The sequence below is a fragment of the Croceicoccus sp. BE223 genome, from assembly GCF_031457155.1.
Lineage (GTDB): Bacteria > Pseudomonadota > Alphaproteobacteria > Sphingomonadales > Sphingomonadaceae > Croceicoccus.
Genome location: NZ_JAVDWB010000003.1, coordinates 24536 through 50491 on the forward strand (window position 1 = coordinate 24536; position 25956 = coordinate 50491).

At 61.0% G+C, this 25956-nt stretch carries 24 protein-coding genes and 3 pseudogenes; 13 read left to right on the forward strand and 14 right to left on the reverse strand.

Going from position 1 to position 25956, the window contains the following annotated elements; translation table 11 throughout:
• Position 1: 1 nt before the first annotated feature.
• Positions 2-760: a 5'/3'-nucleotidase SurE gene (gene surE / locus J2X37_RS07585; RefSeq protein WP_310019632.1), complete on the reverse strand. Its 759-nt coding sequence runs from the start codon at positions 758-760 to the stop codon at positions 2-4.
• Between the two features lie 185 nt (positions 761-945).
• Between surE and J2X37_RS07590 the strand changes: the two genes are divergently transcribed.
• Genes J2X37_RS07590 through J2X37_RS16535 form a run of 6 tightly spaced genes read left to right on the forward strand, consistent with a single transcriptional unit; the run spans position 946 to position 5484 of the window.
• Positions 946-1707, forward strand: coding sequence for a PEP-utilizing enzyme (locus J2X37_RS07590; protein ID WP_310019634.1), 762 nt, complete (start codon positions 946-948; stop codon positions 1705-1707).
• Positions 1704-2315 (forward strand): hypothetical protein, encoded by a 612-nt coding sequence (locus tag J2X37_RS07595; protein ID WP_310019636.1) that lies wholly within the window; start codon positions 1704-1706, stop codon positions 2313-2315. The genes J2X37_RS07590 and J2X37_RS07595 overlap by 4 nt, the downstream gene beginning before the upstream one ends.
• Before the next feature lie 6 nt (positions 2316-2321).
• A complete protein-coding gene (locus J2X37_RS07600) occupies positions 2322-4049 on the forward strand; it encodes a pyruvate, phosphate dikinase (protein ID WP_310019638.1) in 1728 nt (575 codons plus the stop codon).
• Complete coding sequence (locus J2X37_RS07605) at positions 4046-4444, forward strand: biotin/lipoyl-containing protein (RefSeq protein WP_310019640.1); 399 nt, start codon at positions 4046-4048, stop codon at positions 4442-4444. Before J2X37_RS07600 ends, J2X37_RS07605 begins: the two co-directional genes overlap by 4 nt.
• Positions 4445-4467: 23 nt before the next feature.
• The gene (locus tag J2X37_RS07610) at positions 4468-5229 is read left to right on the forward strand and encodes an SDR family oxidoreductase (protein ID WP_310019642.1); all 762 of its coding nucleotides are present in this window, start codon (positions 4468-4470) and stop codon (positions 5227-5229) included.
• Positions 5230-5280: 51 nt separating this feature from the next.
• Positions 5281-5484 (forward strand): transposase, encoded by a 204-nt coding sequence (locus tag J2X37_RS16535; RefSeq protein ID WP_404979603.1) that lies wholly within the window; start codon positions 5281-5283, stop codon positions 5482-5484.
• A gap of 507 nt (positions 5485-5991) precedes the next feature.
• Here the strand turns inward: J2X37_RS16535 and J2X37_RS07620 are convergent.
• Positions 5992-6204, reverse strand: coding sequence for a hypothetical protein (locus J2X37_RS07620; protein ID WP_310019644.1), 213 nt, complete (start codon positions 6202-6204; stop codon positions 5992-5994).
• 336 nt (positions 6205-6540) lie between these two features.
• Here J2X37_RS07620 and gntA point away from each other — a divergent pair, with 336 nt between their 5' ends.
• Together gntA and J2X37_RS07630 are read left to right on the forward strand one after the other, a co-directional pair.
• Positions 6541-7224: a guanitoxin biosynthesis heme-dependent pre-guanitoxin N-hydroxylase GntA gene (gntA, locus tag J2X37_RS07625; RefSeq protein ID WP_310019646.1), complete on the forward strand. Its 684-nt coding sequence runs from the start codon at positions 6541-6543 to the stop codon at positions 7222-7224.
• Positions 7221-7805, forward strand: a complete 585-nt coding sequence (locus J2X37_RS07630) for an urea carboxylase-associated family protein (RefSeq protein WP_310019648.1) — start codon at positions 7221-7223, stop codon at positions 7803-7805. Before gntA ends, J2X37_RS07630 begins: the two co-directional genes overlap by 4 nt.
• 23 nt (positions 7806-7828) lie before the next feature.
• On the opposite strand, the gene J2X37_RS07635 is transcribed toward J2X37_RS07630, so the two are convergent.
• From J2X37_RS07635 to J2X37_RS07645, 3 genes and pseudogenes are all read right to left on the reverse strand, one after another.
• Complete coding sequence (locus tag J2X37_RS07635; protein WP_310019650.1) at positions 7829-8104, reverse strand: hypothetical protein; 276 nt, start codon at positions 8102-8104, stop codon at positions 7829-7831.
• 387 nt (positions 8105-8491) lie between these two features.
• Positions 8492-9239, reverse strand: a pseudogene (gene arsH / locus J2X37_RS07640) (arsenical resistance protein ArsH).
• 16 nt (positions 9240-9255) lie between these two features.
• Positions 9256-9747 (reverse strand): annotated as a pseudogene (locus J2X37_RS07645) (ArsB/NhaD family transporter); the annotation flags it as partial.
• 9 nt (positions 9748-9756) lie between these two features.
• Here J2X37_RS07645 and J2X37_RS16540 point away from each other — a divergent pair.
• Together J2X37_RS16540 and J2X37_RS07650 are read left to right on the forward strand one after the other, a co-directional pair.
• A pseudogene (locus tag J2X37_RS16540) lies at positions 9757-9840 on the forward strand (IS5/IS1182 family transposase); the annotation flags it as partial.
• Between the two features lie 152 nt (positions 9841-9992).
• Positions 9993-10472 (forward strand): nuclear transport factor 2 family protein, encoded by a 480-nt coding sequence (locus tag J2X37_RS07650; RefSeq protein ID WP_310019652.1) that lies wholly within the window; start codon positions 9993-9995, stop codon positions 10470-10472.
• A 229-nt stretch (positions 10473-10701) separates the two neighbouring features.
• Here the strand turns inward: J2X37_RS07650 and J2X37_RS07655 are convergent, their stop codons facing one another.
• Positions 10702-11367 carry a helix-turn-helix domain-containing protein gene (locus tag J2X37_RS07655; protein ID WP_310019655.1) on the reverse strand — a complete coding sequence of 222 codons (666 nt, stop codon included), beginning with the start codon at positions 11365-11367 and terminating at the stop codon, positions 10702-10704.
• 189 nt (positions 11368-11556) lie between these two features.
• On the opposite strand from J2X37_RS07655, the gene J2X37_RS07660 reads away from it, so the two are divergent.
• On the forward strand, positions 11557-12918 hold the full coding sequence (locus J2X37_RS07660; protein ID WP_310019657.1) for an aromatic ring-hydroxylating dioxygenase subunit alpha: 1362 nt from the start codon (positions 11557-11559) through the stop codon (positions 12916-12918).
• 104 nt (positions 12919-13022) lie between these two features.
• On the opposite strand, the gene J2X37_RS07665 is transcribed toward J2X37_RS07660, so the two are convergent.
• Together J2X37_RS07665 and J2X37_RS07670 are read right to left on the reverse strand one after the other, a co-directional pair.
• Complete coding sequence (locus J2X37_RS07665; RefSeq protein ID WP_310019660.1) at positions 13023-15251, reverse strand: TonB-dependent receptor; 2229 nt, start codon at positions 15249-15251, stop codon at positions 13023-13025.
• Between the two features lie 462 nt (positions 15252-15713).
• On the reverse strand, positions 15714-16079 hold the full coding sequence (locus J2X37_RS07670) for an EthD domain-containing protein (RefSeq protein ID WP_310019662.1): 366 nt from the start codon (positions 16077-16079) through the stop codon (positions 15714-15716).
• A 324-nt stretch (positions 16080-16403) separates the two neighbouring features.
• Between J2X37_RS07670 and J2X37_RS07675 the strand changes: the two genes are divergently transcribed.
• Positions 16404-17309, forward strand: a complete 906-nt coding sequence (locus J2X37_RS07675) for an MBL fold metallo-hydrolase (RefSeq protein WP_310019664.1) — start codon at positions 16404-16406, stop codon at positions 17307-17309.
• Between the two features lie 7 nt (positions 17310-17316).
• Here J2X37_RS07675 and J2X37_RS07680 read toward each other — a convergent pair whose 3' ends face one another.
• The 6 genes from J2X37_RS07680 to J2X37_RS07705 form a co-directional block, all read right to left on the reverse strand.
• A complete protein-coding gene (locus J2X37_RS07680) occupies positions 17317-17664 on the reverse strand; it encodes an antibiotic biosynthesis monooxygenase (protein WP_310019666.1) in 348 nt (115 codons plus the stop codon).
• Positions 17661-18563 (reverse strand): amidohydrolase family protein, encoded by a 903-nt coding sequence (locus J2X37_RS07685; RefSeq protein ID WP_310019668.1) that lies wholly within the window; start codon positions 18561-18563, stop codon positions 17661-17663. Before J2X37_RS07685 ends, J2X37_RS07680 begins: the two co-directional genes overlap by 4 nt.
• Positions 18564-18565: 2 nt before the next feature.
• Positions 18566-19132 (reverse strand): nuclear transport factor 2 family protein, encoded by a 567-nt coding sequence (locus tag J2X37_RS07690; RefSeq protein WP_310019670.1) that lies wholly within the window; start codon positions 19130-19132, stop codon positions 18566-18568.
• Positions 19129-20343, reverse strand: a complete 1215-nt coding sequence (locus tag J2X37_RS07695; RefSeq protein WP_310019673.1) for an aromatic ring-hydroxylating dioxygenase subunit alpha — start codon at positions 20341-20343, stop codon at positions 19129-19131. The genes J2X37_RS07690 and J2X37_RS07695 overlap by 4 nt, the downstream gene beginning before the upstream one ends.
• A gap of 120 nt (positions 20344-20463) precedes the next feature.
• A complete protein-coding gene (locus tag J2X37_RS07700; protein WP_310019675.1) occupies positions 20464-21795 on the reverse strand; it encodes an aromatic ring-hydroxylating dioxygenase subunit alpha in 1332 nt (443 codons plus the stop codon).
• Between the two features lie 303 nt (positions 21796-22098).
• Positions 22099-22737, reverse strand: coding sequence for a helix-turn-helix transcriptional regulator (locus tag J2X37_RS07705; RefSeq protein WP_310019677.1), 639 nt, complete (start codon positions 22735-22737; stop codon positions 22099-22101).
• A gap of 782 nt (positions 22738-23519) precedes the next feature.
• Between J2X37_RS07705 and J2X37_RS07710 the strand changes: the two genes are divergently transcribed.
• Positions 23520-25922, forward strand: coding sequence for a TonB-dependent receptor domain-containing protein (locus J2X37_RS07710; RefSeq protein ID WP_310020336.1), 2403 nt, complete (start codon positions 23520-23522; stop codon positions 25920-25922).
• Positions 25923-25956: the final 34 nt, after the last annotated feature.

Sequence of the window (25956 nt, forward strand, 5' to 3'; positions counted from 1 at the left end):
ATCAGAACATGGCCTGCATGCGCGCATGTGCGGCGTGGTCGGTCATGTCGAGCTGAAGCGGCGTGATCGACACCTCGTTGTCCAGCGCGGCCTGCAGGTCGTTGCCCGGCGCGTTGCCGCCGTCGGGGAAATTGATCTTGATCCACCAGTAGGGAACGTGCCGTTCGTCCACCCGACCGACCGGGCGGAACGCGCCATCGGGCCGCTGGCCCATGCGGGTCACGCGCACGCCCTGCACATCCTCGGGCGGGCAGTTGGGGAAATTGACGTTCATGAACTGGCCCGGCGTCCAGTCCATCGCCAGCAGTTTTTCCAGGACCGTCGGCGCATATCGTTCGGCCGTGGCCCAGTGGATCGGGCTCTTGTAGCGGATGATCTGGCTGAGCGCGATCGCCGGGATGCCCAGCACCGCGCCTTCCATCGCTGCCGAACAGGTGCCCGAATAGGTCAGGTCTTCGCCGAGATTGGGTCCGCGATTGATGCCGGACAGGATCACGTCGGGGCGCTTGTCGGGGATCAGTTCGTGGATGCCCAGCAGCGCGCAGTCGGTCGGCGTGCCGCGCACCGCGAAATGACGTTCGTCGCGCTGGCGGATGCGGATGGGGTGCGAGATCGACATCGAGTGCCCGGCGCCCGAACGCTCTTCGTCGGGTGCCACGACCCATACGTCGTCGGAAAACAGACGGGCGACCTTTTCGAGAAGGATGATGCCCTCTCCGTCGATGCCGTCGTCGTTCACGATCAGAATGCGCTTGCTCATCGTCTCCCAAGCCTTCCTTCCCAAAAAGCCGTCTCGTGGCGGTGGCCGAAGCGGGAACCGTCATGTCCCGTCATTTTCCGGCTTGATGGGCATTGCATTATCGGTCAATATCGTCAAACGATTTCGCCAGCCATTGTCAACTTCGAGCAAGCTGCCATGGTGCCAGGCGAAACAGGACATGCGGAGTGGATGGATTGAGCAACCTGCCGATTGACGAGCTGCGCCATGCCGCGCCAGAAGCGACCCCGCTGGCCGAAGCCATGCTGGCGCTGGTGCGGATGAAAGTGCGCGAGGCGCGGGACGCTTCGGGGCAGGAGTGGTCGCACTTCGCCATGCGCGGCAACGATTCGCTGGTGGATGCGGCGATGATGCAGGACGTCGAGCGCCGCGTCCTGGCGAGCGGCTATCGCTTCGACTGGTCCGCCGCCGTTTCGGTGGGCGAGAACCCGGCGATCTACAAGCCCGGACCCGATGCGGACGGGCAGGGCGACGCCTTCATGTTCGAACACCCCGACGCCCCGACCGGAGAGCCCGACGCCGATGGCAAGGCGCTGTGCGGCGTCGGCGACAACGTCGTGCGCCACCCCGCGAACGTCACCGGCACGGCCCGTTACATCCGGTCGAACGAACGCGTGATGCAGTACCTGACCGATGGCGTGCCGCCCGGCACGATCGCGGTCATCGACGATTCCGGCGGTACCCTCACCGCCCCGATCATCGACCAGTTCGCGGGCGTGATCTGCGCCGGCGGCACGGTCCGCTCGCATCTCGGCATCCTGTCGCGCGAATACAACATCCCCTGCCTGATGAACGCCAAGGTCACCGGCATCCGCGACGGCGACACGGTCACGATCGAGGCGACGGCGGACGCGAAGACGGCGGAGGATTACCAGGACAAGGTCGAACGCACCGGCCGCGTCTGGCGCACGGTGGGAGACGCGGCATGACGGGAATGACCGGCCGGGAAACGGTGCTTCACGGCACCGCGCTCAAGCGCAATTCGACCGCCGCGGAGATCGCGGGCATCATCGGCATGCCGGTCGCCGCGGTGGAGGCCGAACTGGCCGCTGCCGTCGCCACGGGCCGCGTCATGGCCAACGCCGATCGCTTCATGGTCGCGCCGCTGACCGACGTGACCTTGCGCGCCCGTTATCCCCAGGTCTTCTCCGCGCTGCGCGGCGATCCCGGCTTCGTCCAGCCGTATGAGGCTTTCGAGCGGGTCAACGTGACGCTCAAGCAAGTGATCACCGACTGGCAGACGATGACTGTCGGCGGCAAGGCGGTGGCCAACGACCATTCGGACGAGGACTACGATGCCGATGTCATCGACCGGCTGGGCGCGGTGCACGAACAGGTCGAACCGATCCTTGCCAGGCTGGCGGCCAAGCTGCCCCGGCTGAAGATCTATTCCGAGAAGCTGCTGGAGGCACTGGAGAAATCCGAGGACGGCGACCACGAATGGGTCAGCGACATCCGGCGCGAGAGTTACCACACCGTGTGGTTCGAACTGCACGAGGACCTGCTGCGGATCATGGGCCGCGAGCGGGAGGAGTAAGCGGGCATGAGTTACGAATGGATCGTCCTTCTCGACGGGGAAGGAGTGCCCTCGCGCGAGCTGGTGGGCGGCAAGGCGAAGTCGATCGCCGACATGAAGGCGCTGGGCCTGCCGGTCCCGCCTGCCTTCGCCATCACGACGAAGGCCTGCCTGGCCTATCAGGACGGCGGCGACATGCCCGCCGGGCTGGAAGCGGAAGTCGACCGGGCTATGGCCTGGCTCGAGGCCGAGATGGGCCGCACATTCGGGCATGGCGATCGGCGGCTGCTGGTCTCGGTCCGTTCGGGTGCGGCGATTTCGATGCCGGGCATGATGGACACCGTGCTAAACCTTGGCATCGACGACGAGGGTGAAGCTGCGCTGGCGGCGGAAACCGGCATGGCCGATTTCGCGCGCGACACGCATCGCCGCTTCGTCGAACTCTATTCAGCCATCGTGCTGAAACAGCCGATCGAGGTGCATGCCGCGGACGCGCCCGCGACCTGGCGCGAGGAACTGGCAGGATATGGAACGCCGATGCCCGCGACCGTGCGCGAACAGCTCTCCGGTGCGATCCGCGCGGTGTTCGACAGCTGGAACACCCGCCGCGCCAAGCGCTATCGCAAGCACAACAACATTCCCGACGATCTCGGCACCGCGGTCACGATCCAGTCGATGATCTTCGGCAACCTCGACGAGCGGAGCGGCACCGGCGTGCTGTTCAGCCGCAATCCGCTGACTGGCGACACCGCCCCTTACGGGGAATACCTTCCCCGCGCGCAGGGCGAGGACGTCGTTTCGGGCAAGTTCACGCCGCTGCCGCTCGACGCGATGCGTGAAATGGCGCCGGCGGCGCACGCCAGGCTGCTGGAGGCGTCCGCGCGGCTGGAGAGCGAGAACCGCGACGTCCAGGACATCGAGTTCACCGTCCAGACCGGCGAGCTTTACCTGTTGCAATCCCGTTCGGCGAAGCGCGCACCGCAGGCGGCGATGCGCTTTGCCGTCGACATGGTGGAGGAAGGTCGCATCGACATTCCGACCGCGCTGTCGCGTGTCACCGCCGAACAGGCGAGCGCGATGCTGCTGCCGCGCCTTGCCGCCGACAGCGCCGATGCCCCGCATCTGGCCAAGGGTGAGGGCGCATGCCCGGGTGCCGCATCCGGCGTGCTCGTCGCCGATTCGGACGAGGCCGAAAGGCTTGCCGCCGAAGGAAAGCCGGTGATCCTGGTGCGCAAGACGACCAGCCCCGACGATGTCCACGGCATGATCGCCGCACGCGGGATCGTCACGGAACAGGGCGGCTCGACCTCGCACGCCGCGGTCGTCAGCCGCGCGCTGGGGCGCCCCTGCGTCGTCGGCACCGGCGACGGTCTTGTCGCCCGCGCCGGCGAAGTCGTCACCATCGATGGCGAGGCGGGCCTTGTCTTCGCGGGCGAACTGCCAACGGTGGTCCCATCCGAAAAGGACGATGCCTATCTCGGCCGCATTCTCGACTGGCTGCCCGAAACGGTGCTGTCGCGGGTGCTTGAACCGGGAGCACCGGGCAATTCAGCGGCGCTGGATCTCGACGCGCTGCTGGCCAGCGATGCCGAAGCGCTGGGCGATCGCGTCGCCGGGGCCGAGGCCGTGCGCGGTCAGGCGCTGGCCAATCCCGAAGTCGTTCGCACCGCGCTCGCGGCAGGCGTGCGCCATTTCTACGCCTCCCCGGTCTTGCCCGTGGCGCTGGCGATCTATGCCGAGGAGCGCACCGCATGAGCGAGGCCTACCAGTCGATCCGCGCCTTCCTGCGCGATTTTCGCCAGTCGCCCTGGCGCGAAATCCATGTCGCCGGACCGGGGTTCGAATATTTCATGAGCCGCGACCCCGACGCGGTCAGTCCGATGCTGCCCGACGAGGGAACCGCCGAGGCACGGGGCGAACACGTCGATGGTCCCATCGCCATGCTGCGCGCGCCGCATCTCGGCCTGTTTCGCTCGCTGGTGCCTGTCGGTTCGGCCGTCGGGAGCGGCGACCGGGTGGCCGAAGTCATGGTCCTCGACCGGCCGACCTACATCACCGCGCCAACGGACGGAGTGGTTGCGCACGTCGCCCACAACGCCGGCGATCTGGTCGAATACGATGCCGAGATCGTCGGCATCAGCCCCGCCTGACAGGCGGGCGAAAGAGAGCGGGCATGGAAATCGACCTCACCGGTCAGACGGTCATCGTCACCGGCTGTTCGCGGGGAGGACTGGGTCAGGCGATTGCCGAACGCTTTGCGGCGGATGGCGCGAACCTCGTTCTCACCGCGCGTGGCGAGGGTCCGTTGGCCGAAATCGCCGCGTCGCTGTCCGCAGCCGGTCCGGGGCGCGTTGTTACCGTCGCCGGGGAACTGGCCGAGGCGCAGCTTCCTGCTCGGTTGCGCGCGGCGGCGGACGAGCTGGGCGGGGCCGGCATCCTCATCAACAATGCGGGCCTCTTTCCCGCCATTCCGCTCGCCGAAACGACGCCGGAACGGATCGATGAGGTCATGGGCTGCAACTTCACCGGCATGGTCGCGCTGTGCCGCGAATTCGTGCCCGCGATGGTGGCTAGGGGCGGCGGGTCGGTTGTCAACGTAACCTCCATCGCGGCGCGCGTGCCGATCCCCGGCATGGCGCTCTATACCGCCAGCAAGGCGGCGGTCGAGGCCTTCAGCCGGTCCATCGCAGCCGAATTCGCGCCACGGGTGCGGGTCAACTGCGTCTCGCCCGGTCCGATGCTGACCGAGGAAACGACGCGAATGATGTCGGCCGACAGCGAGGGTGTGACCGACACCGTGACCAAGGGCATCCCGATGCAGCGGCTCGGCTCGCCCGCCGAGGTGGCCGAAGCGGTCCATTTCCTCGCCACGGAACGCTCCAGTTGGACGACAGGCGAAGTGCTCCAGGTGAACGGCGGCGGCTACATGGGCTGACGGTGTTGTCAGAGGGATCGCACCGTGAACTGCAGAGGGTAGGTCGGGGACATGCCACGTCCCGGAAAGCCCGCGTCGCCGTTCCGCAATGCCGGCGCCTCCTTCGGCCTCGTACCTGGGCGCCACCAGTCAGGCGAACTCGACTGGACGGACCGGATCACCAGGCAAGGTGACGGCACGGTGCGCAAGCTACTTTACGAAGCCGCCAACTCAATCCTTACCCGGAGCAGGGAAACGTTCTTGCTGAAGACCTAGGCCATGAAGATCGCCAAGCGTCGCGGCCTGAAGAAAGCCCCTGTCGCGCTCGCCCGTCGCCTTGCGGTTATCATGCATCCCATGCTGCGCGATGGCACTGTGTTCCAAGCATGAGGGAGGATAGAACCTGCTTGCCAGCGGTGAAGCGTCAAAGCTGATCCGAGGGTGGTGTCCCGAGAGGGAACGCAGGGACGAACGATCTGCGAACGTAATCAGATGGGCCGAAAAGCCCGCATCGAGTTAATGCAACGTTCGCCTCTGTGAGGCCCAATACAACACGACCGAGCTCTAGCCCGGCTAGTGCCGACAGATCCATGAAACCCTCAAGGGGTCTACACCGACAGCGTCCTGCAATTGCAGATCCGGACCCTAATCGGGATGCCCCGATACGCAGCCGACAGGACGTTTTTTGCACTTAACAACAGGGCGGCTCAATCTGGAGCCGATCGTGTCCTCACGCGTGATCTGATCGTCAACGTGGCCGCACGTCGCGGGTATCTGTGGTGATCAGCGTTCCGGGTCGACTGACCACACGCCCGGCCCACCACCATCTTTTGCGATCGTGCAGATGAAGTGACCATCCTCCCACAACTGAGCGCGCTTGACCGACTTGAAAGTCGAAAGACGGTTCAGGGCGCCCGCGGTATCCTGGCTTTCAAATTCGACTACCACACCGTCACTCTCGTGCCGGCCTGCGATCTTGAGTTGATAGTTGTGCATGTTGCGATCCCTCCGCCCGATCGAGCAACGATTGACCCGGAGAAGACCCCAAATCCCCAAGCTCGCGCCGATCATTCGTTGCATCGTAGATACCGGATTATTACCTGAGCTGCACGGCCTTGGCGGAAATTTCGGCTGCGAATACCGCCAGCCGCGCGAAAAAGCCGACGAAGCGAATTCATGGGGGCCTTTGAGATGCACGCTGCCCACGGGGGCAGTAGCGACCTAACCTGTGTTAACTCGGGATTTATCCGCACATCATGGCGTTAATTTCGGAACGGTCCGTCTCCCGAACGGTTCGCGACATAGTCCACCCGATAACAATCGAGAAGAAAGATGCTGGCAAACCCCGAACTTTCCCGAAGCCTCAATCAGAGGTTTCGCGAATTCATCGCCGACAATTCTTTCCCCTGTGTCGGGGCGAAGAGCGCGCTGGCTCGTGGCACGTTGAAGATCGTTTCGTGCGTCGCTATCGACAGCGCGTGGGACGATTTGCGCATACATCGCGAACTTCTCGAGTGGGCCTTCGATTATGCGGCAGGCCCGGGATTGTTTCGGTCAATCGCATTCGTCTTCGAAGGGCCAGCCGATCTGGACGAGCTGTCTTTCGAAGCGGCGATGTGGGCGCGCCTTCAATCGTTGGCCGACAAGGACGCCTGGCTTGAGCAGCCGCACGACGATCGGGTGAGTGCAGATCCCGCGGATCCCCATTTTTCCCTGAGTTTTGGTGGGGAAGCCTTTTTCGTCGTGGGCTTGCATCCAAATGCGAGCCGCCCGGCCCGGCGCTTCCGGGCACCTGTTCTCGTATTCAATCTTCACGATCAATTCGAGCAGCTGCGCGCGGAGAACCGCTACGAAACGATAAGGTCGAAGATATTGGAGCGAGACGAAATGCTCGCCGGATCGACCAACCCGATGCTGGCCCGGCATGGCGATATGAGCGAAGCCCGGCAATACTCCGGTCGTATGGTCGGTGATCATTGGGAATGCCCCTATGTCGATCCCAGGTCCAAGTCATGACGCGGAGACACAGGATTGAGCCACGCTCTGGCGTAGCGTTCGAATTGCTGAAGGGTCAGGCGCTTACGGTCATCGATGCGGAAGGCACCCAGGTTGCCGACCTGATAGCTTTTGCTCTCCACGACCCTTCCGAAATGCTGTCGAACGGGCGCACGTTCGATTACGAGGAGACGACGCGATTGACCACCGGCAATCGCCTCTGGTCGGGCCAATCGAACGCGATGTTGGTCATTGAACGTGACACCGTCGGCGTTCACGACTTCCTGCTGACACCGTGCTCGAAAGAGACCTTTCGCCATTTCTACCCCGATAAGCCGGTCCATCACGGCTGTTTCGGCAACCTGCGCAACGCGCTCATACCTTGGGGCATTCGGCTCAACCCGATGCACGTGGCATTCAATTGTTTCATGAACGTGCCAGCCGATGCCACTGGCCGCCTGAGCGTCGATCCGCCGGTTTCGAGGCCCGGCGACAGCATCGTGCTCCGAGCAGAAATGGACCTTGTCATCGGCCTGACGGCATGTTCGGCTTATGCCAGTAATGGCGGATCGTTCAAACCGATCGACTACGAAATGGCGTGATCGCGGCCACGCGGTTGCGCCGCCTAGCGATCCTTCTCCGATATTCTGCCGCGAGGATGGATGAGATGTCGCCACACACCGATCAGGTTGACTAAGAGCAAGCCCAGGTTTTGCCAGCCGATGCCTTGCCCTTCGTCGTTCAGGAAACCCCACCCGATCAGTGCGATCGAACTGGTTACGAAGAGCACGAAAGCCCACCCGGTTATCCGTTCGCCGAGATTGAGCGAAACGACGAAGGCAGCGATCAACGAAGCGCCAGCACCGTAATATTGGAGGACATTCAGCGTTGCTTCGTTCATTCCATCGACCCGTTTTGCTATTACGTCTTAACGATCGAACCAAGTCCTTGTGCCCTTGGACTTCCGACAGGGGCTTGGCTTCGAGCCTGATCTCGGCACAGTCCGGCGACCTGCCCAAGCCGCACGAAATCGCGGGCGAATAACCAGATTTTTCAGATGGCGCTTGGGACTGAAGGAATTGTCGATCGCGGAGTGGATGGACACGAAGCGCAGGACCTGACCTTGAAATTTTAGACCGCTGCATTTTTCACTCTCGCCGTCGGACCGGCAGATAGGAATTCTCGCAGCGCGGCAGGTGGAGACCGTTTACAGCTCCAAAACGTAGAGCAGCTAGCGCCTCAATCTCGGTCATTCGGGCCCCACGCGGCGAAGGCCCGAAAGCGGTCATCACGATGAGGATAGTGCGATCGCCGACACATCCTTCGTCGGATCGATTATGCGACCCGCCTCTTTGCGCTCGGAATATCGGTCGACAAGTTGCTCGGAGTGCGGGCGCAGCAGCACCGTGAACCGCACCAGTTCCTCCATGACGTCTACGATCCGGTCGTAGAGCGGGGAGGGCTTCATGCGGCCCGCATCGTCGAACTCCTCGTATGCCGTGGGCACGCTGGATTGGTTGGGGATGGTGAACATTCGCATCCAGCGGCCGAGGAGGCGCAGCGTGTTGACGCTGTTGAAGGATTGCGACCCGGCAGATACTTGCATTACGGCCAGCGTCCGCCCCTGCGTCGGTCGCAAGCCTCCGATGCTAAGCAGCAGGTGATCGATCTGTGTCTTCATGATGCCGGTAATCTGGCCGTGCCGTTCCGGGCTGCACCAGACCATGCCCTCGGACCAGAACGCATGCTCGCGCAATTCGTGGACGGCAGAATGATCGTCGCCGCCGAACTGATCGGGCAGCGGCAGATCGGACGGATCGAAGATGCGCGTCTCTGCGCCGAACAGTTGGAGCAATCGGGCAGCTTCTTCCACCGCAAGCCTTGAGTAGGAGCGCTCGCGCAACGAGCCGTAAAGAAGAAAAATACGAGGAGGCAATCGATCATCGCCTAGGCCGACAGCTGGGGTGGTTAAGAACAAATGCCGGGTCCAAGGCAGGGAAGGTGTCGGGATCGGGGAGTCGGCGTAGGCGGGACATGATTGAGCTCCGAGGATCAGACCAGGGTCAGGCGAAGGGCGAGCGCGGCCAAGGTCGCCAGCAGGATCGGATTGGTCAGGGCGATGTCGACGTAGAAGTAATAACCCCAGCCGATCTTAACGCCCTTCTGGCCCAGCACATGCAGACACAGCGGCGTTGCAAGCGAACCGATCGGGGTGATCTTGGGCCCGAGATCGCAGCCGATGACGTTGGCGTAGATCATGGCTGCGCGAACGGGTCCGGTGGCGCCGGTGGTTTCGATCGATAATGCGCCGAATAGGACCGTGGGCATGTTGTTCATCGCGGAGGAAAGCACGGCCGACATGATGCCTGTTCCGAAGGTACCCCCCACACACACACCGTCGTTTGCCGAGCGTTTGAGCAGTCCCGCTATTGCGGTGGCGAGCCTAGCGTTGCTCATGCTGTAGACGAGCAAGGACATGTCGAGCGAGAAGATCACGACTTGCCAAGGCGCCTGGCGGATCACGCGGCCGATCGAGATCGTATGAATGACTGCCGCGTGGCAACGCGAAATGACCGCTGCCCAACCATTTACCTTTCAGCACTCGCACTGGCCGCCACCCTGCTCTTCTGGCTCTAATCAGTGAGTCTTGCGCCTAGGGTCGGACAGAAATGGCCCTTGTGAGACAGCGGGGATGCAGAAACAGCTAGCATACGGCGCTCGCATTTCTGAGGGTTCGAAAACGAGCGCGCGCAATATAGTTTGCCATCGAGCCATTAGAGAGAGAATCCATGGATGCTGTCGAACGCCTGCTCGCGATCGAGGAAATCAAGCAACTCAAGAGCCGCTACTTCCGATACCTCGATACCAAGGACTGGATCGGGATTCGCAGCATTTTTGCCGACGATGCTGTGTTTGATGCGAGGATGTCCTTCAACGTGGATGGCCACGGTGAGAGTGGTCGCGCTGCGGAAAGCAACGATTGGATTTATGAGGGCGGCGACCGGATTGCTGACTTCATAAAAGATGCCGTCGGACATTCTCGAACCGTGCATCACGGTCATTGCCACGAGATCGAAATCCTCTCGGATGACGAGGCGCGGGGCGTGATCGCCATGGAAGATCAGATTTGGGACGCGGATGGACAGATTCTCACCCTCCACGGCTGTGGACACTATCACGAGACTTACCGACGGCTGAATGGTCGTTGGCAAGTTCAGACGTCGCGGATTAGCCGCCTTTATGTCTCCCTTGGTGACATGGCAGTTTGAGCCGCACCCGCGCCGGTACGATTGAACTCCCCCGTGACATCAGAAAGCCTCTGTGTCGGTGCCCTCGCCAAGAATCGCTAGTATCCTTTTAGAATGTTAACTTAGCCCTGCTCCAAGCGAAGGACTGTCAGTTTCAGCAGGCCGAAGGGGGCTGGCGTTGGAAAAGTCGAAAGGGCATCTGAAAAGCCGTTCACGGCTTGTCAGTCATCGTGCGGTCATTGACGTCTAGTCAATCGGCCTGTCCCGCTGGCCGGACATCCCCTTCGCGAACCAGGACATATAAGTCACGCAGCACCTTTTTCGCATTGGCCACTCGCTCTGCGGTATCATCTGCAAAGGTGACAAAAGTGGCTCCGTGAAGGACAAGGACAAAAAGATCGTCCAACGCCGAGTAAAGGCGAAGCCGTTCGGCGTCCGCGCCGGAATGGAAGATGTCGGCCAGCCGCAAATGGATTTCCTCGCGCAACGTGTTTCCCCGATCGACAATCGGTTTCAGGGAATCGTCGGTGCGCGCAGCGATGAGGAGTTCATTCCAGGCAACGAAATAACGGGAATCGATGTGATCGTGGATGATGTCGATCGCATCACCGTGGCTTGTGGGTCCGGACGGGAGAGCGAGAGATTTACGCAGTTCTTCGCCCCATATCTTGTCAACGAGATATTCCTGCAGAAGCAGAAGCAGGCTCCGCGTGGTGTCTGCGTAATATTGAATTGCGCTGCGCGTCATGTCGGCGCGCTGGGCGACGTTTTGCAACGTCAACTTGTGGAAGCCTTGTTCGTGCAAGCATGACACCGCAGCCTCCATGATCATGGCTTCGGTGTCGGCGCTTTTCCGATAGTTTTTTCCTCTGGCGCGTCGGCGCGACTGTGTCCGGTTCGACCTCATTCGGTCCATGGGCAGTGCTCATCGATTGGTTTTGCGGGCTCGCTTGCCTTGCCCATAACAGCAACCCAGATGCGTTGAAATCGCCGCATCCTTGCGGACGGAAAATTTCATCACGTGTAATTATTTTTATTGCTGTCCGCGAAGCAATGGCCTTATGGAAAATGTCACAAAAGGCATTGCCGGAAGGAGCGGAGGCATATGTGGCAGGAAAACAGATTCGTCGCTTTCGGTAGCGACGTGTCGCCGCAACCAGCCCATCGTGCGACGCTTAATCGCGAACACTACTCCGGCAGAGCCACCATGCAGAAGGAGTTCGACACGGTATGGACAAAGGCGTGGCTGATCGCAGGAATTGAGCGCGATCTCGAGGAACCGGGCGATTTCATAACGTTCGACATCGCGCAGGAATCGATCCTGATCACCAGAACCGAGGAGGGCGGTTTAAGCGCGGTCTACAATGTGTGCCAGCACCGCGGGAACAGACTGCACATCGAGACGTCCGGTTCGGTCGCGCGGCGGCACACCTGCCCCTATCACGGGTGGAGCTACGCACTGGATGGTTCGCTTCTGCACGTGCCTGATCGCGAACGGTTTTCCAAGGGCGTCGATTGTGCAGCGAGATCGCTGAAGCCCGTCAACGTAGGCGCAAGAAACGGGTTGGTCTGGATTAATCTTGCCGTCAATCCCCTGCCGCTGGATGATTTTCTCGGTTCGCTGGTCGGGGAGCTGACCCCTTATCGGCTTGAGGAAATGCACGTCGTGCGCGAGCAGACCTGCGAACTCGACGCGAACTGGAAAACCGTGATCGACAACTTTGCCGAGGTCTATCACGTCGACTTCATCCATTCCCAACACGCCAGCTTCGTCAATTGCCGCGATGCACGCGTCGACCTGTTTCCCTACGGCCATACGGTCTTTCGAGTTGACGGTTACGTCGTCAATCCGCGCTATCCCGTGCCGGACGAGCCGCCGCCGATCCTCTCAGGGGCATTAGAGGCACTGGGCCTCGATCCGCGGGATTTTCATGGTCGCGTGAACGATATCCGGCGCGCCGCGCAAGCGCGCAAGCGCGAACTGGGAAGGCGCGTCGGTTTCGATTATTCCGCGCTGACCGACGACCAGGTGTCGGACATCTGGCAGTACAATCTTTTTCCGAACGTGATCATGACGGTCAAGCCGGAAGAGGTCTGGATCATGCGGCCAAGGCCTCATCCCACGGATCCCCAGAAGTGCTTCTTCGACAAGATCACGCTGGCAATGCCGATCCGGCAAAGCGGTGACGACACCTCCCTGGTTCTGATCGGAGATCCGGAGGCGGCGAAGGCAATGCAGTCCGGTCGTCGCCCAGAGCGCGAAGTCTTCATGCAGGCCGATGTCACCAGTGGTTCGGTTAGCATGACCGAAACGGTTGATCAGGATATCTTCTACCTGCCCTACATGCAGGCCGGGATGAACTCCGCCGGTTTCGACACTGCCGTCCTGAGCGACGACGAGAACAGGATCCGCCACTTTCACGATTGGCTCTCGACATGGATGGCGGACCGGGTTCCGCGGCCTTGATGATCGGAACCAATCCTTCGCCAAACGTGGCCTGATCGCGACAGCACAGAACGGGAAGGGCGCCGGATCGCTCCGGCGCCCAATTGCTTCTGCCGGAAGTGATGTCAGAACTTGTAGCTCATGCTCGCCGTCACAACGCGCGGATGGCCCAGTGTGCCGATGATGAACGTTTCGGGCCCCGTCCCGGTCAGGCCGTCGATCCCGAAATTGGGAAAAGGCTCAAGATCTGTATAATATTCTTCGTCGAACACGTTTTGCACGTTGAGCAGCAATTCCCAAGGACCGCGGGCCACGCCGGTCTGGATGTCGACCATGGTATAGCTGGGATTTTCTACGTTGTTCCAGGGTTTGCCACCCTTCATCTTTCCTTTGTAGCTCACCTGCAGATCTGCAATGAAGTCCGTCTCGTCAGACAATGGTACTTCCAGATTTGCATTGAAATTCGCACTGGTGCCGATGACGTTCGGCGGCGTTTTTCCACTCAAGTCGAGACCGTCGATGAGCACTGTACCGTCGTCCCACTCCGCCTCGACGAGCCCGAATGCGCCAGACAGCGTCAGATAGTCCGCCGGCCTAACCGACGCGCTCAATTCGAAACCCCATTGTGTGGAATCACCGACGTTCGTGATACCTTCGATCAGGCCATCGCCGCCCGGATTGGGCACGATGAACTCGAACTGCCGGTTCTTGTAAGTCGTGTAGAATGCGGCCGCCGTCACTGCGCCCATCCCGCCCAGTATCTCGCTTTTCACGCCGATTTCGTATTGGGCCGACCTTTCCGGTTCGTATCCGACCAGGGTGGACTCGCCGTCAGGCCCAAAGATGAGGGGGGCGCCGTCGGCTATGCCATTCCATCCGCCAGGCTCGAGACCCTTGGAGTAGGTGGCGTAGACGATCGCGCCTCCGTTCAGGTCATAAGTCAGCGAAAGGCGCGGCAGGACCTCCGTTTCGGACTTGGAAGCGCAATGTCCGACGTCCAGCGCGCATTCCTGGGAGCGCCAGCGATCGACACGCAGTCCTGCACCAAATTCGATATTTCCAAGCTCGTAAGTGACATTGCCGAAGGCCGCAGCGTTCTTCTTGTTCTCCTCGCTTGTAACGAAAGGCACGGTTACGAAAGCGAAGGGATCGTCTGCCTCGATGAAGATCCAACCGAACTCGAGAGTCGAGTTCATTGTTTCCTTGAGGTCCCGGGCGTAGAGGCCGGCAATCCATTGCAGCGGTCCATCTCCGGTAGACGTGAAGCGCAATTCCTGAGTCACCACCTCGAAGGTCTGCGGCTGGATGGTGTTGAAAGCCCAGAGCTGAGTCAGGTCCACATCGGTGACGCGATCGCTCTTCGAATCGGTATAGGAACTGATCGAAGTGACGACGACGCCGCCCAGGTCCAGTTCCAGTTCGAGATTCGCGCCGAACGTCTTGCGCACGTTCTTGGGGTTGTGGTTGACGTCGAGTGTCTTGGGGTAGGTGAAATTGCCCTCGCCGCCAAGTTCACGCGACCAATTGTTGGCTGGACCGTCATACTCATTGTAGCGCATCGCGGCGTGGAGGGAGAAGCTGTCTGTCAGATCGCCGGCGATCGCCACACGGCCCCCGAATTCCTCGTAAGCGCCAACGTCGCGGGGCTGGTCGTAAGTCACCCCGAATACGGGGGATGGCGAATTGGGATTGTAGAGGAAGCCATCGTCGGTACGGCCGAAACCGAACACCCTCATGGCCCAGCTCGAACTGAGCGGAAGGTTGATCGCCGCTTCCCCGTCGAAGATGTTCTGCTCACCGGCCATGAGCTTGACCCGTCCCGAGACGCGATCGGGATCGGGTCGCTCGCTTACGTATTTCACGGCGCCGCCGATATTGCTGCCACCGTACAAGACGCCCTGAGGCCCCTTCAGCACCTCGATCCGGGCTAAATCGCCGAACCGTGAGGACGCGTCGCCGAAGAGCTGGACATCGTCGAGATAAAAACCGACCCCCTGCGTCAAGCCAAATGCACCGACCCCGCGGATCGACACATTGGGAAACCCGTCGGTCCGCATCGAGAGATTGAGGTTGGGCACGTTCTGACCGATTTGGTTCAGGCCCTTGATGTTCTGCCGCTGGATCTCTTCGGCTCCGATCGCGACGACCGATTCCGGAACGTCGAGGAGGCTCTCTTCGCGTTTCCGGGCGGTGACGATGATGGTGTTGCCTCTGGACGAAGCTTCGGTCGACGGCTCGGCATCCTGCGCCCGCACCTCGAGTGGAAACAGCGCGAAGCCGAGTGCGGCCAGCGATGCCGTTCCGGCAACCGCCCTGGGGCCCTCCGAAGTGCGCGAGTATCTCTCCTGTCGCATTTTCCTTCTCCCTAGCTTCGACGAACCGTAGCGGCAGCCCGTTTGGCTTTACCTGCGCAAAGCGATTTGTCGTCTCGACCCTTAGCCTCGTCCGTCCGAGACCCCTTCCAAGGATGATAATCAGGCCGAAGTCTGAACTTATCTAAATTGAACATGCGCTCAAGAAAAATTTGTTATGGGTAATGAAATCCGTCAATTGTTCGTAGGATCTTGCCTCGGTTTGATGGCGCTACGGCGAAACGCCGAAGCGGATTGCGCAAGCGGAGCGAGCGCACACCAGCGTGTTTGCCTCTGGCGCTGGCCGGGTCGGCCCAGCGTGGCGAGCAGGATCACGGGGCTGACTTTCCGCACCCACGCACCGCAGGCGGAAATCATCCCCATGCGCCGTCCGCAAGCCGATGCCATGCAGGCTCGGCCGGACAGGACCGCCAAGTCAGTCGCGGTCGCGAGCGCGCGACGACCTCAGCGTTGACGGGGAAACTCGGTCACATGTTCGTCGAGCGTCCCGAAACAGATCTTGCTTCGATCGAACAGCTTTTCCTCATCGGCCACTATTTCGGCCTGTGCTTCTGGCGAAGACAACACGGCCATTGCCTTCCGGAATGCCGCTTCATCGTCGAACCACATTTCGGTGATCACATCATATTCGAGCTCTGCCGCCTCGCCGGTTATTGGATTGATCAATGGCTGGATATAGCGCCGATGATACTGGCGTTGCGTGGGTACCCACTTGGCTGCGAGCTTGGCATGATGGTTTTCATAATAGTCCACGAATTCCTCGAAAGACATTCCAGGCCGGCGTTTAAGCAAGCAAACTGCCTTGAACATCGCTTGTCCCTTTTCGATGAATTGCCGTTCCTGCGTTCCCCTTGAGGCCCACTTCTGCGATCAAGAGGCGATGAGGTTCAAGAAAGCTGGCAGCGAGGCGGTTATCTGTCCAGCGAGTGCCAGGTCAAAGATGACGGGGCCTAGGGTAATTCTGCCCGAATCCGACGAGCGAAACCCGGATCCTTCGGTCGCGCTCATGCGGCGTTTACGGCGTGCGAAAGAATCTTCTCGATGGCAATTGTCCGCTTCACTCTCGAATCTCGGAGGTTTCATAAGATTCTGAGCGGAGCATAGTGGGCTGGTCGAAATTGATCGGACTTAGCCGTGATCCACGAATCCAAAGCTCCAGGTCGAAACCTTTCCTGGCATGTCGGGTGTGCGACGATAACCTGTATCGTCGAATCAACCTTCGATGGCGGGCTGGAAGACTTCATGCCTTTCGCAACGCCTGAGGCCGTTGGGCAGATCGCTTGGCTGGGACCCGAATTCGTCACTGCCGAAGGAAAGCTCAAATTCTCGATACACGCTCTCGTTATAGAGACTGAGGGGCGCCGCATATTGGTCGACACCTGCGTCGGGAATGAAAAGGACCGACCGGCTTTTGCGATTTGGCATATGCAGCAATACGCCTTTCTGCATGATCTGCTTCAAGCCGGATTTCCGCCGGAGACGATTGATGTAGTCCTGTGCACTCACCTGCATCTCGACCACGTCGGGTGGAACACAATGCGTGTCGGCGAGGAATGGGTGCCGACCTTTCCGAATGCGCGATATCTGATCGGAAAGGCGGAGTTCGCCGCGTTCGAGCGTGCCATCGTCGAAACATCGGGCGGAGACGTCATGCGCGATCTCGACCGGGCCGTTCTTGGCGATTCGATCGCGCCCGTCATCGAGGCTGGGCTTGTCGATTTCGTCGCATCCGATCACCGGATTTGCGACACCGTTCGCTTGCTTTCGACGCCAGGCCACACCGCCGGGCACGTAAGCGTCGAGGTGTCGTCCGATGGCGAAAGGGCCATCATCACCGGCGATTTCATTCACCATCCGTGCCAGCTCGCCCATCCAGACTGGTCCATCACCTCGGACTTCGATCCCGATCAGTCGACCCTCACCCGCGAACGAGTGTTTGCAGAGATAGCGGGTGGACAGACGCTGCTGATCGGGACGCATTGGCCCGCCCCGACGGCGGGTCACATCGATCGTGACGGTGCGGCATACCGGCTCAGATGAAAGGGGGTCAGCGGCGACTGTCGCGGATCTTTTCTTCAAGGGCCGGATCGCTCCAAACACCCACGGCGCGCGGATGGGTCAGGTCGTAGAGCTTCGTCTCTACCCGGTAGCGGTCATTCCATTTCGCCACGAGCCTCGCGATATGGGGCTGGCAGAGGTGATCGGCCAAGGCTGCCTCGTCGCGCCAGATCTGCTGGGTCAGGATATGCCCGGCTGCCTCGTCCTCAATGGCGAACGCGTAAAACAGGCAGCCCACCTCGTTCCTGGAGGGCAGAACCCCGGCGTTGAGATCGGACAGGAGCTCGCGCGCGAAGACCGGGTCGACGGCGATACGTCCAGCCACGAGCAGCATCATTCCTGCTCCATCGCGGCATGCCAGCCAAGCACGGTCCGCAGGGTCTTGCCCAGCAACCACGACTTCTCCTCCACCGTGAAGTCGGGGCAATCGCGCAGGCAGAACAGCAGTTCGGCCCAGCTTTCCCCCGTCTGGTTGCCGCCGTGGTCGCTGGCCCACATAATGCGGTATGCGCCGAAGGCCTCGACGGCTCTGCGCAATTGCGGCCAGAGGGGTGCAAAGGGATACTCCGGCGTTCCGAACATGCCCTGCGCGTGGCTCCATTTGAGGATGACGTTCGGCCATTCGGCCAGCTTCAGGACTTGTGTGAAATAGGAGACGTCCGGGCCGGGATGGTTGTCGCGGCCCTCGGGTCGATCCGCGTCGAGAAAGCCGATGCCGGCTTCTATCGGCATTCCGCAGTGGTCGACGACAAAGGTCAGGTCGGGGAATTTCTCGAGATAGCGCGGTATGAGATCGGCGCGACCCGGAATGTAGACGAAGCAAGGCAGGCGCTCCTGCTGCGCGATGGCAAACATCGGGTCGTAGGCACCGTCTGCAAAGGCGTCCAGTTCGGTCGCGGTCAAGCCCGGGAGGATGCGCATGGCGCGGGCGTGGGGGGCGGTCTTCACCATGCGGATCAGGCTGGCGAATTCCGGGTCGTTTCGGTCAATCCGCAGGACATAGGCGAACCGATCGGGGTGGAGCCACCCGGCCAGTTCCGCCGTTGGCGACGTTACCCGATAGGCGCCGTTGGTCAGCATGTAGCCCGGCCCCCAGGTGTCGAGACCCCAGAACTCGTCGGCCAGCACGGCCGCGATCCCCAGGGCATCCATGGCCGCGATGATCTCGCTTATGCCGCCCGGCCCAAAGTGGATCTGGGCATCGACGATCTCGATGTCGCTCACGGTCCCGGCCACGGCTAGAGCGTGTCCATCAGGCGCTGCACCACTACCGACGACGGGTCGGCTGGGCCCCATTTCCCCAGGGCGGCGTCGGGGCTGAGCGACAGGCCGCCGTCGGTGTAGTCCAGCACCTGGATCCAATCATATAGCCCGGCCCGCTGCGCGATGCGCCATTCGCCGTGCCGCCGTTCGAAGCGATCGACGTAACGGCCCCCGACGATGGCGACGTAACGCTCGCCCGGTCGATCGTAGAACAGGCCGTTGGTGTTAAGGCCGGCGGGATAATCGGCGGGAACGACATGATAGCCGTTCAGGCAGCTTTCGACGTGGGCAGTATCACCCTCGATCTCGATGATGACGTTGGACACCAGATGCTGTGTCGGTCCGAGCGGGTCGACGATGGACCTGGCGGCAGCGAGGAAATCGCGCCAGCTTCCCGCGATGTCGCCGAAGCCGTACTTGGCGTCGTCGTGGAATACCTTGTCGAGAAGCTCCCATCGGCGCCGGTCGAGGGCATGGGAGTAGAGCGCGATGACCCTGTTGATCTGGGATTCGGCATCGAGCCGGTCGAGAACACTTGTCATACGGCAGCCACTCCGATCGAGTTCATTCCCGCGACTTCGTCGTCTCGGCGGACCAGTCTTTCCATCCGCTTGTGGTAATTCTGGAGCGCGATCTCGTTACTGCCGTACAGCACGCGAAAGCCCTCGGGCGCGTGTTGCAGGTTCACCTGTCCATCGCGGGAGACGCTGTAATCCTCGTTGAGCACGATCTGCTCGATGTAGTCGTGAAGCGCGATCCACGGACCGTCGTCCACCTCGGATTGGGCGTGAGCGGGTCGATACGTGGTGGTCAGGGCGAAGGCACGGTCGACGCTGTCGCCCGGGAACAGGCGGTAGATCGAATAGGCGTGGCCTTCGGGAATCTGCCAGATATTGAGAATGACGTTCGGGAACAGCAGGTGGACGGCGTTGTAGTCCTCCTCCGGCCATTCCCCGGCGGGCTTGTCGGCATATTCTGCGACGTGAAGGTAGGGATAGGCGATCCGGTGATGCGGATCGAAATCGTCGTAGCACATGACATCGGTGAAGTGGGATCCGCCAATGGACGTGGGGTGGAGCGCCGTGAAGTGGTAGGCTTCTCCATACGTGTCTAGCGCGTACTTCCAGTTCGCTTCGATCGGCAGCGTCGTCTCCTTGATCCGCCGCATCGTCTCGAATTCAAGCTGGATGAGTTCGGGCGCGAAATCGCCCAGGAAGCCCTCGATATCGATCGGCTCTTCGCCGGGCTCGCACCTGACGAAGATCATGCCGTGCCATTCGGCCACCGGAACCCGGATCAACCCGCGATCGGCCTTGTCGATCCCGACGAAGCCGGCCTTGCCGGGAAGCCCGATCAGGTTGCCGTCGAGATCGAACGTCCATGCGTGGAAGCGGCAGCTCATCCGCATGGCGCTCGTACATTCGGTGACCAGCTTTGCCGCGCGGTGGGTGCACATGTTGAGGAAGGCGTTCACGGTCCCGTCCTTTGCGCGGACGATCAGGATCGGCGGGCCGGCGGCTTCGAACAGCACCTTGTCACCGGGGTTGGGCATGTCGGCGCTCATCGCGGCAAGCAGCGGCAACTTCATGAAGACCTGCCGCCGTTCCGCAGCGGCCCATCGCGGATCGGTGTAGACTTCGGAGGAATTGGTGACCGGGCCTACCGAACGATCGGTTTCCTTGTCCTTGAGCAGTTCGATCGATCGACGCTGATGATCGCGGGCAACGCTCCGCCGTCGCTCTTCGTGGCTCATGCTCCCGGATTCTTCTGAGCCGGACGGTGCCGCTTGTCGTTCGCGACTATCTGTTTCGATCATGGCGAGGGCATCCCTGTTGCGTCGGTGCTGGAGCCGGAGGCGCGAAGTCGCGGGCCTCTAGCGGGCGAGATACTTGTCGAGGGTCTGGTGGAAGTGACGGATCCGGATCTCCTGGTAATTGGCAAGCTGGACCTTGCCGGTCTTCGAAGCCTTCAGGCCCTTCTGGATTTGCGGCAGGTTCTCCATGTCCTGATCGAAGACCCCGCCAAGGGCACCCAGGGCCGCTTCGGACGCCCACGGCTGGTCATCGGGGATAATGGTCATCGGGACCGAGCGTGGCATCGGATCGTCGCGATGCGAACGCATCAGGATGCGCACTTCCATCAGTGTTCGATCCTGATCGGGCCAGGGACGCCAGCGATAGACGATGTTCGGCATGTAACCGCCCCATGGCGAGAAATTCGGAAAGACATTGTAGACGAGAGCATCGCAAAGCTCGGCGTCGGCAGCGGCACTGAGGTCGCGGCCGGACTGAGCACCTGCCGCCGCGCGCAGGCTTTCGCCCATCGCCTGTCTTGCGGACATTCCATCTGGAACCTGCACGTTGAAGTCGTCCTTGTCGGGATCGTAATTGTCCGCCGAACGACCGCTATATTTGACGAATTCGTCAACGATCCATTGCTGGGTGCGACCTTCCGGATCGAGGTGTGGCGACAGGACGGCAAAAGGAACGAGGTTCGCGTTAACGTGATCGCCCCATACGTTGTAGGCCGAGTTGGCGTCGCCGGTGAAAGGGAGGAGCTGCGGATGCGTGACCAGGCTGTGCCACGCTTCCATGAATGCCTCGGCCGTCACTTTCCAGTTGGCGGGAACGACTTTCGCGACCCAAAGCGCAGTGTAGCACTCGGCGTGATTCCAACCCTCGAAATGGGCTGGCAGCGGCGCGAGGTATTCTTCGAGCGAAGGGCCTTCATCGGCTTCGCGGATGAAAATGTACCCGCCCCATCGGCCGACGCTGATCTCGGGCAACCGCATCTCGTCGCGGTGGAGGTGCGAGAAGTCCCAGCTGCACGGTATCGACTTGAGCGACCCGTCGTTGTTCCAGGTGAAGCCATGGAACGGGCACTGCAGTTCCGCAGACCAGCCGCTTTCGTCCTTAAGGACACGGCCTCTATGAAGACAGACATTGTGGAACGCCCGGATCGTGCCATCCTCCTGCCGAACCAGGAGAAAGGATCGGCCCACATTTTCGTAAACGACATGATCGCCCGGTTCGGGCATCTCTTCTTCCCGCGCCGCGAATTGCCAGACAGCGGGCCACATTTTTTCGACTTCTCGCGCGAAGAATAGAGGTGAGGTGTAACGCTCAGCCTCGATCGGCTCGGAGCCAAGGTCCGTCGAGGCATTCTCGATCAGAAAGTCGGGAACAGGGTTGGTATCGGCGTTCATCAGGTCGTTCCAGGACACGCCGGGACAACGTTGCCGGACGACCCCGATCTCAAGATCGCTTTCAGCCATCAATGCCTCTCCTTCGGTCTAGCCGAGTCCGATTTTTCTTTAATGGCATTGGCATTTTGCGCCCCGTCTGCGGACGCGAGCCACTCCAACTTCTTATAGTAATTAGCGGCGCCGGTCATGTGCGTCGGCGCGAAGCCGGGCGATGGGGAGATCGAAACGCACCGGCGCGGCCGTCCCGATGTGGCCCACGTTGCAGTCACCGCGGGCACCGCCGATGCTCGAGAGCTGACAGGCCTAGGCATTGGTCACAGCAGCACTGCCCAGGAAGCCCAGTTGGGCCGCCTTGAAGATCGTCTGGCTTCTGTTGACCGCATCGAGCTTGCCGCGTGCGTTCTGAATGTGGAACCGAACCGTCGCGCAGCTACGGTGAATGATCTGCGCAATTTCGGCATCGGTCTTGCCGATTGCCGCCCAGCGCAGGCACACCACTTCGCGGTCGGTTAACCGGCAGTTCTGCGGAATCCGCGATCGGCGGCAGGTCAGGCGCGAATAGCTTGTCACGAAGCGTCGGCTGACACGCTCCAGACTGTCGGCATGGATTTCAAATTCCTTTGACAGGTCGAGCTGTTCGCTTTCGGGCCGCGAGAAGCTGACCGCGCCGATCTGGCCGAACGGCTGATGGATCGGGATGCAGATCACGGCGGGAGCGTGGACGAGCTTTTCAAAGTTTTTGAGCTCGATGGTATCCAGCATTGGGTTGTGGGTCCGCGAATGGAACCCGTGGATATTCGCCCAGAAGGGTTCGGACTCGTAACGACATGCGATGGGCAGCGGGGAATCGAGCGCAAGCTGAGGCTTGAGCCACCATTGGTTCCTGTTGGTCGGCCAGCCGAAGACAGTGCTGGCCAGAACATTGCCATCGGCATCCTGCATCGGGATCTTTGACGCTATATTGGCACATGCTGCGACCCGGAACCCGCCAATCTCGAATGCGAAATCGCGAAGCGCCGCAGCCTTCCTGCGAATTTCGCCTGCGTCCCCGATCGTCCAATTCGCCGATCGGTCGCTGGTGCAATCGCGGAGTCGTGAGTGGCGATCAGACACCGGCTGTACCGCGCCTTCTTGGAAGACCCTGCTCTGTGCAATGAGGGTTGGGCAGGGTGGCAACGGGTATTGCGCGCAAGTGCAGATGCATGGCTGGTATGCCGCAGCCTAGGGCCATCAGGCGATCGCTTGTCCCAGGCTCGACTCGTGGCTCAGCAGCTTTGGCGCGCTCTCCAAAGAGGCCATCGGATTTCGCGAATCGAAAAAGTTTTTATTGTGCATCTGTTGAATCTAAGATATTCCGGGGCATGAAAACAAGGGGCAACGCGTCATCTGAATGGCCAATCGATGGTTCGGCGACGCGGCTGCTTTGGGAGATTGATGTCTGATCGGGCGTTCAACCCGTCTCAGTCCGTCGTGTCGAACCTTTCCGAGCAGGTTGGCTCGGTTCGCGCCTCGTCGGCGGGGCCGTGCGAGCCAGCCGGCGACGGCAAGGCTTCCAGCGGACCGACGGCCCTCACGCCCATGATCCCGAATGAAACAAGGCGCCTCGCCGGAAATCCGGGATTGGCGTCGGGGCATAAATGAGGAGAGGGATGATGCTTCAGAAGAACTTCAATCGGCGACAACTCGCCGTCGGTTCCGTCTCGACAGCCGCGATCATCGCGGTGATGACCGCCTTCCCCGCAAGTGCGCAAGACGTGACAGATGGCGTTGTGCCGGCGCAGTCCCAGTCCAGCGGTCTCGAGGAGATCATCGTCACGGCCCGCAAGAGGGTGGAATCGGTTCAGGACGTGCCGGTTCTTGTGACCGCGATTTCGCAGGAAACGGTCCAGCGCTACGATCTCACATCGCTCGAAAAGGTTGCGGCCTTTTCGCCACAGTTCAACATCGGCCGGGCCTCGAACGGTTCGGGGGCGCAGATCACTTTGCGCGGCATCGGTTCACAGGCCACCTCCATCGGCCTCGAGCAATCGACCGCAGTGATCGTCGACGGTGTCTATTACGGTCAGGCCCGCGTGATCAACGAGGCGTTTTTCGATCTCGATCGCGTCGAGCTTCTGAAAGGGCCGCAGGCTCTTTTCTTCGGCAAGAACGCGACTGCGGGCGTGGTGTCGGTAACAACCGCCAATCCCACCGACACCTTCGAAGCGATGGGGCAAGTGGGCTACGAATTCCGATCGGAGAATCTTGTCGGGTCGGCATACGTTTCCGGACCGATCGCCCCGAACCTTTCGGCGCGCCTCGCGGTTCGCGTTTCCAACATGTTCGGTGGCTATTTCAAGAACAAGCAGGTCGATCCGCTGACAACCGCGACATTCGACATTGCGACGGGCAATCTCAATCCCCGCGTGCAGCTGCCGAGCCAGGGCGATCAGCCCGGAACCAACGAGAAGCTGATCCGCGGCACCTTGCAGTGGGAGCCGACCTCGCGCCTGACTGCCAATCTCAAGGCAAGCTGGCTCAAGTCGGACGATGAGAGCAACTCATGGAACATGGTGCCCTTCCGTTGCGCCCTCGGCGCTCCACAACCAAATCCGAACATCCCGTGCGAGAAGAAATTCAACGTCTACATGGTCAACGCGCCGGAAGGGCTTGGCGGCGCGACGCGCGAATCACGCGACGATGGCCAACCCTTCAATGCCTATCGTTCGTGGGCGGTGACGGGTTCCCTCAATTACGACGCCGATAATTACCTGATCACGTCGGTGACAAACTACAACTGGAACCGCAACCGCTGGGCCTTGGGCCAGAACGTGCCGGCCGAAGCGACGTTCATCGCCGCGACCGAGAACACCTCGTTCTGGGCCTTCTCCAACGAAACCCGTGTCCAGACCAGCTTCGACGGACCCGTCAACGCAATGGTGGGCGGCTACTACCAGAAGACTCGCCGCAATTTCCGCCAGCAGGGCGCCTTTGCTCCGCTGGAGGATTCGTCGCAGCCACTGGAGCGCAGGTTCGATTCGACGCAACGCTATTCGCGAACGGACGGGGAGACCATTTCCGCGTTTGGGCAGCTAAGCTGGAAGGTCGTGCCGACTGTCGAAATCGCCGGCGGCGTCCGGTACACCCACGAAACGAAGGACAGCATTCTCTATCAGGAATACGTGAACGCCGCGCTGCAGGGACTCTTCATTCAATACGATCCGAACGATCCTTCGACCTACATCCTGGGGGACCAGACCTTCAACAACTGGTCACCCGAAGCAACGATCACCTGGCAACCAAGCGATGAGGTGACCGTCTATGGCGCTTACAAGACTGCCTATAAATCTGGAGGATTCTCGAACAGCGCGCTGGTCACTGCGCTGACGACGCCGGCCGACATCGCGTTCAATCCCGAAAAGGCCAAGGGGTTCGAGGGTGGCATCAAGACGACGCTGCTGGATCGCCAACTTCGCCTCAACGTCGCGGCATATACATACAAGTACACGAACCTGCAGATCGACTATTTCAACTCGATCACCTTCCAGTTCATCACCACGAACGCCGGCTCCGCGACGACCAAGGGCGTGGAAGTCGAAACCGAGTTCGCGCCGCGCGCGATACCGGGTTTCAGTGCGCGGGCGGTGCTGGCCTACAACAAGGCGCGTTACAAGGACTACCTCGCCCCTTGCTACGGGGGACAGTCGACGACAGCGGGTTGCACGGAGACGTTCCAGGGTGGCCCCGGTCAGGATCTGAGCGGAGTGCCGACGGCGCTGGCGCCCGAGTGGACGGGCAGTCTTGGTTTCAACTACGAAAGCGACGTCAGCGACAGCCTCGTCTTCATGACGTCTGCGAATATGCGCTATTCGAGCAGCTATCTCGGCTCCAGCTTCGGCCATCCGCTTTCGCGCCAGAGTTCCTACGCCGTTCTCGACGGGACGATCGGGCTCAAGACAGCCGACGATCGGCTCGAATTCTCGGTCATCGGGAAGAATCTGACCAACAGGTTCTATATCTCAGGCGTGCAGGAACAGCCGAACAGCGGTAGCGGAACCGGCACGCCGAATGGCATCCCGTCTGATATCGTCGGGCTCGTCGCGCTGCCGCGCACGATCATGGCACAGGTAACTGCGCGCTTCAGGTGAGGGGGTGAACCGTCGGCGCAGAGCGCCGACGGAT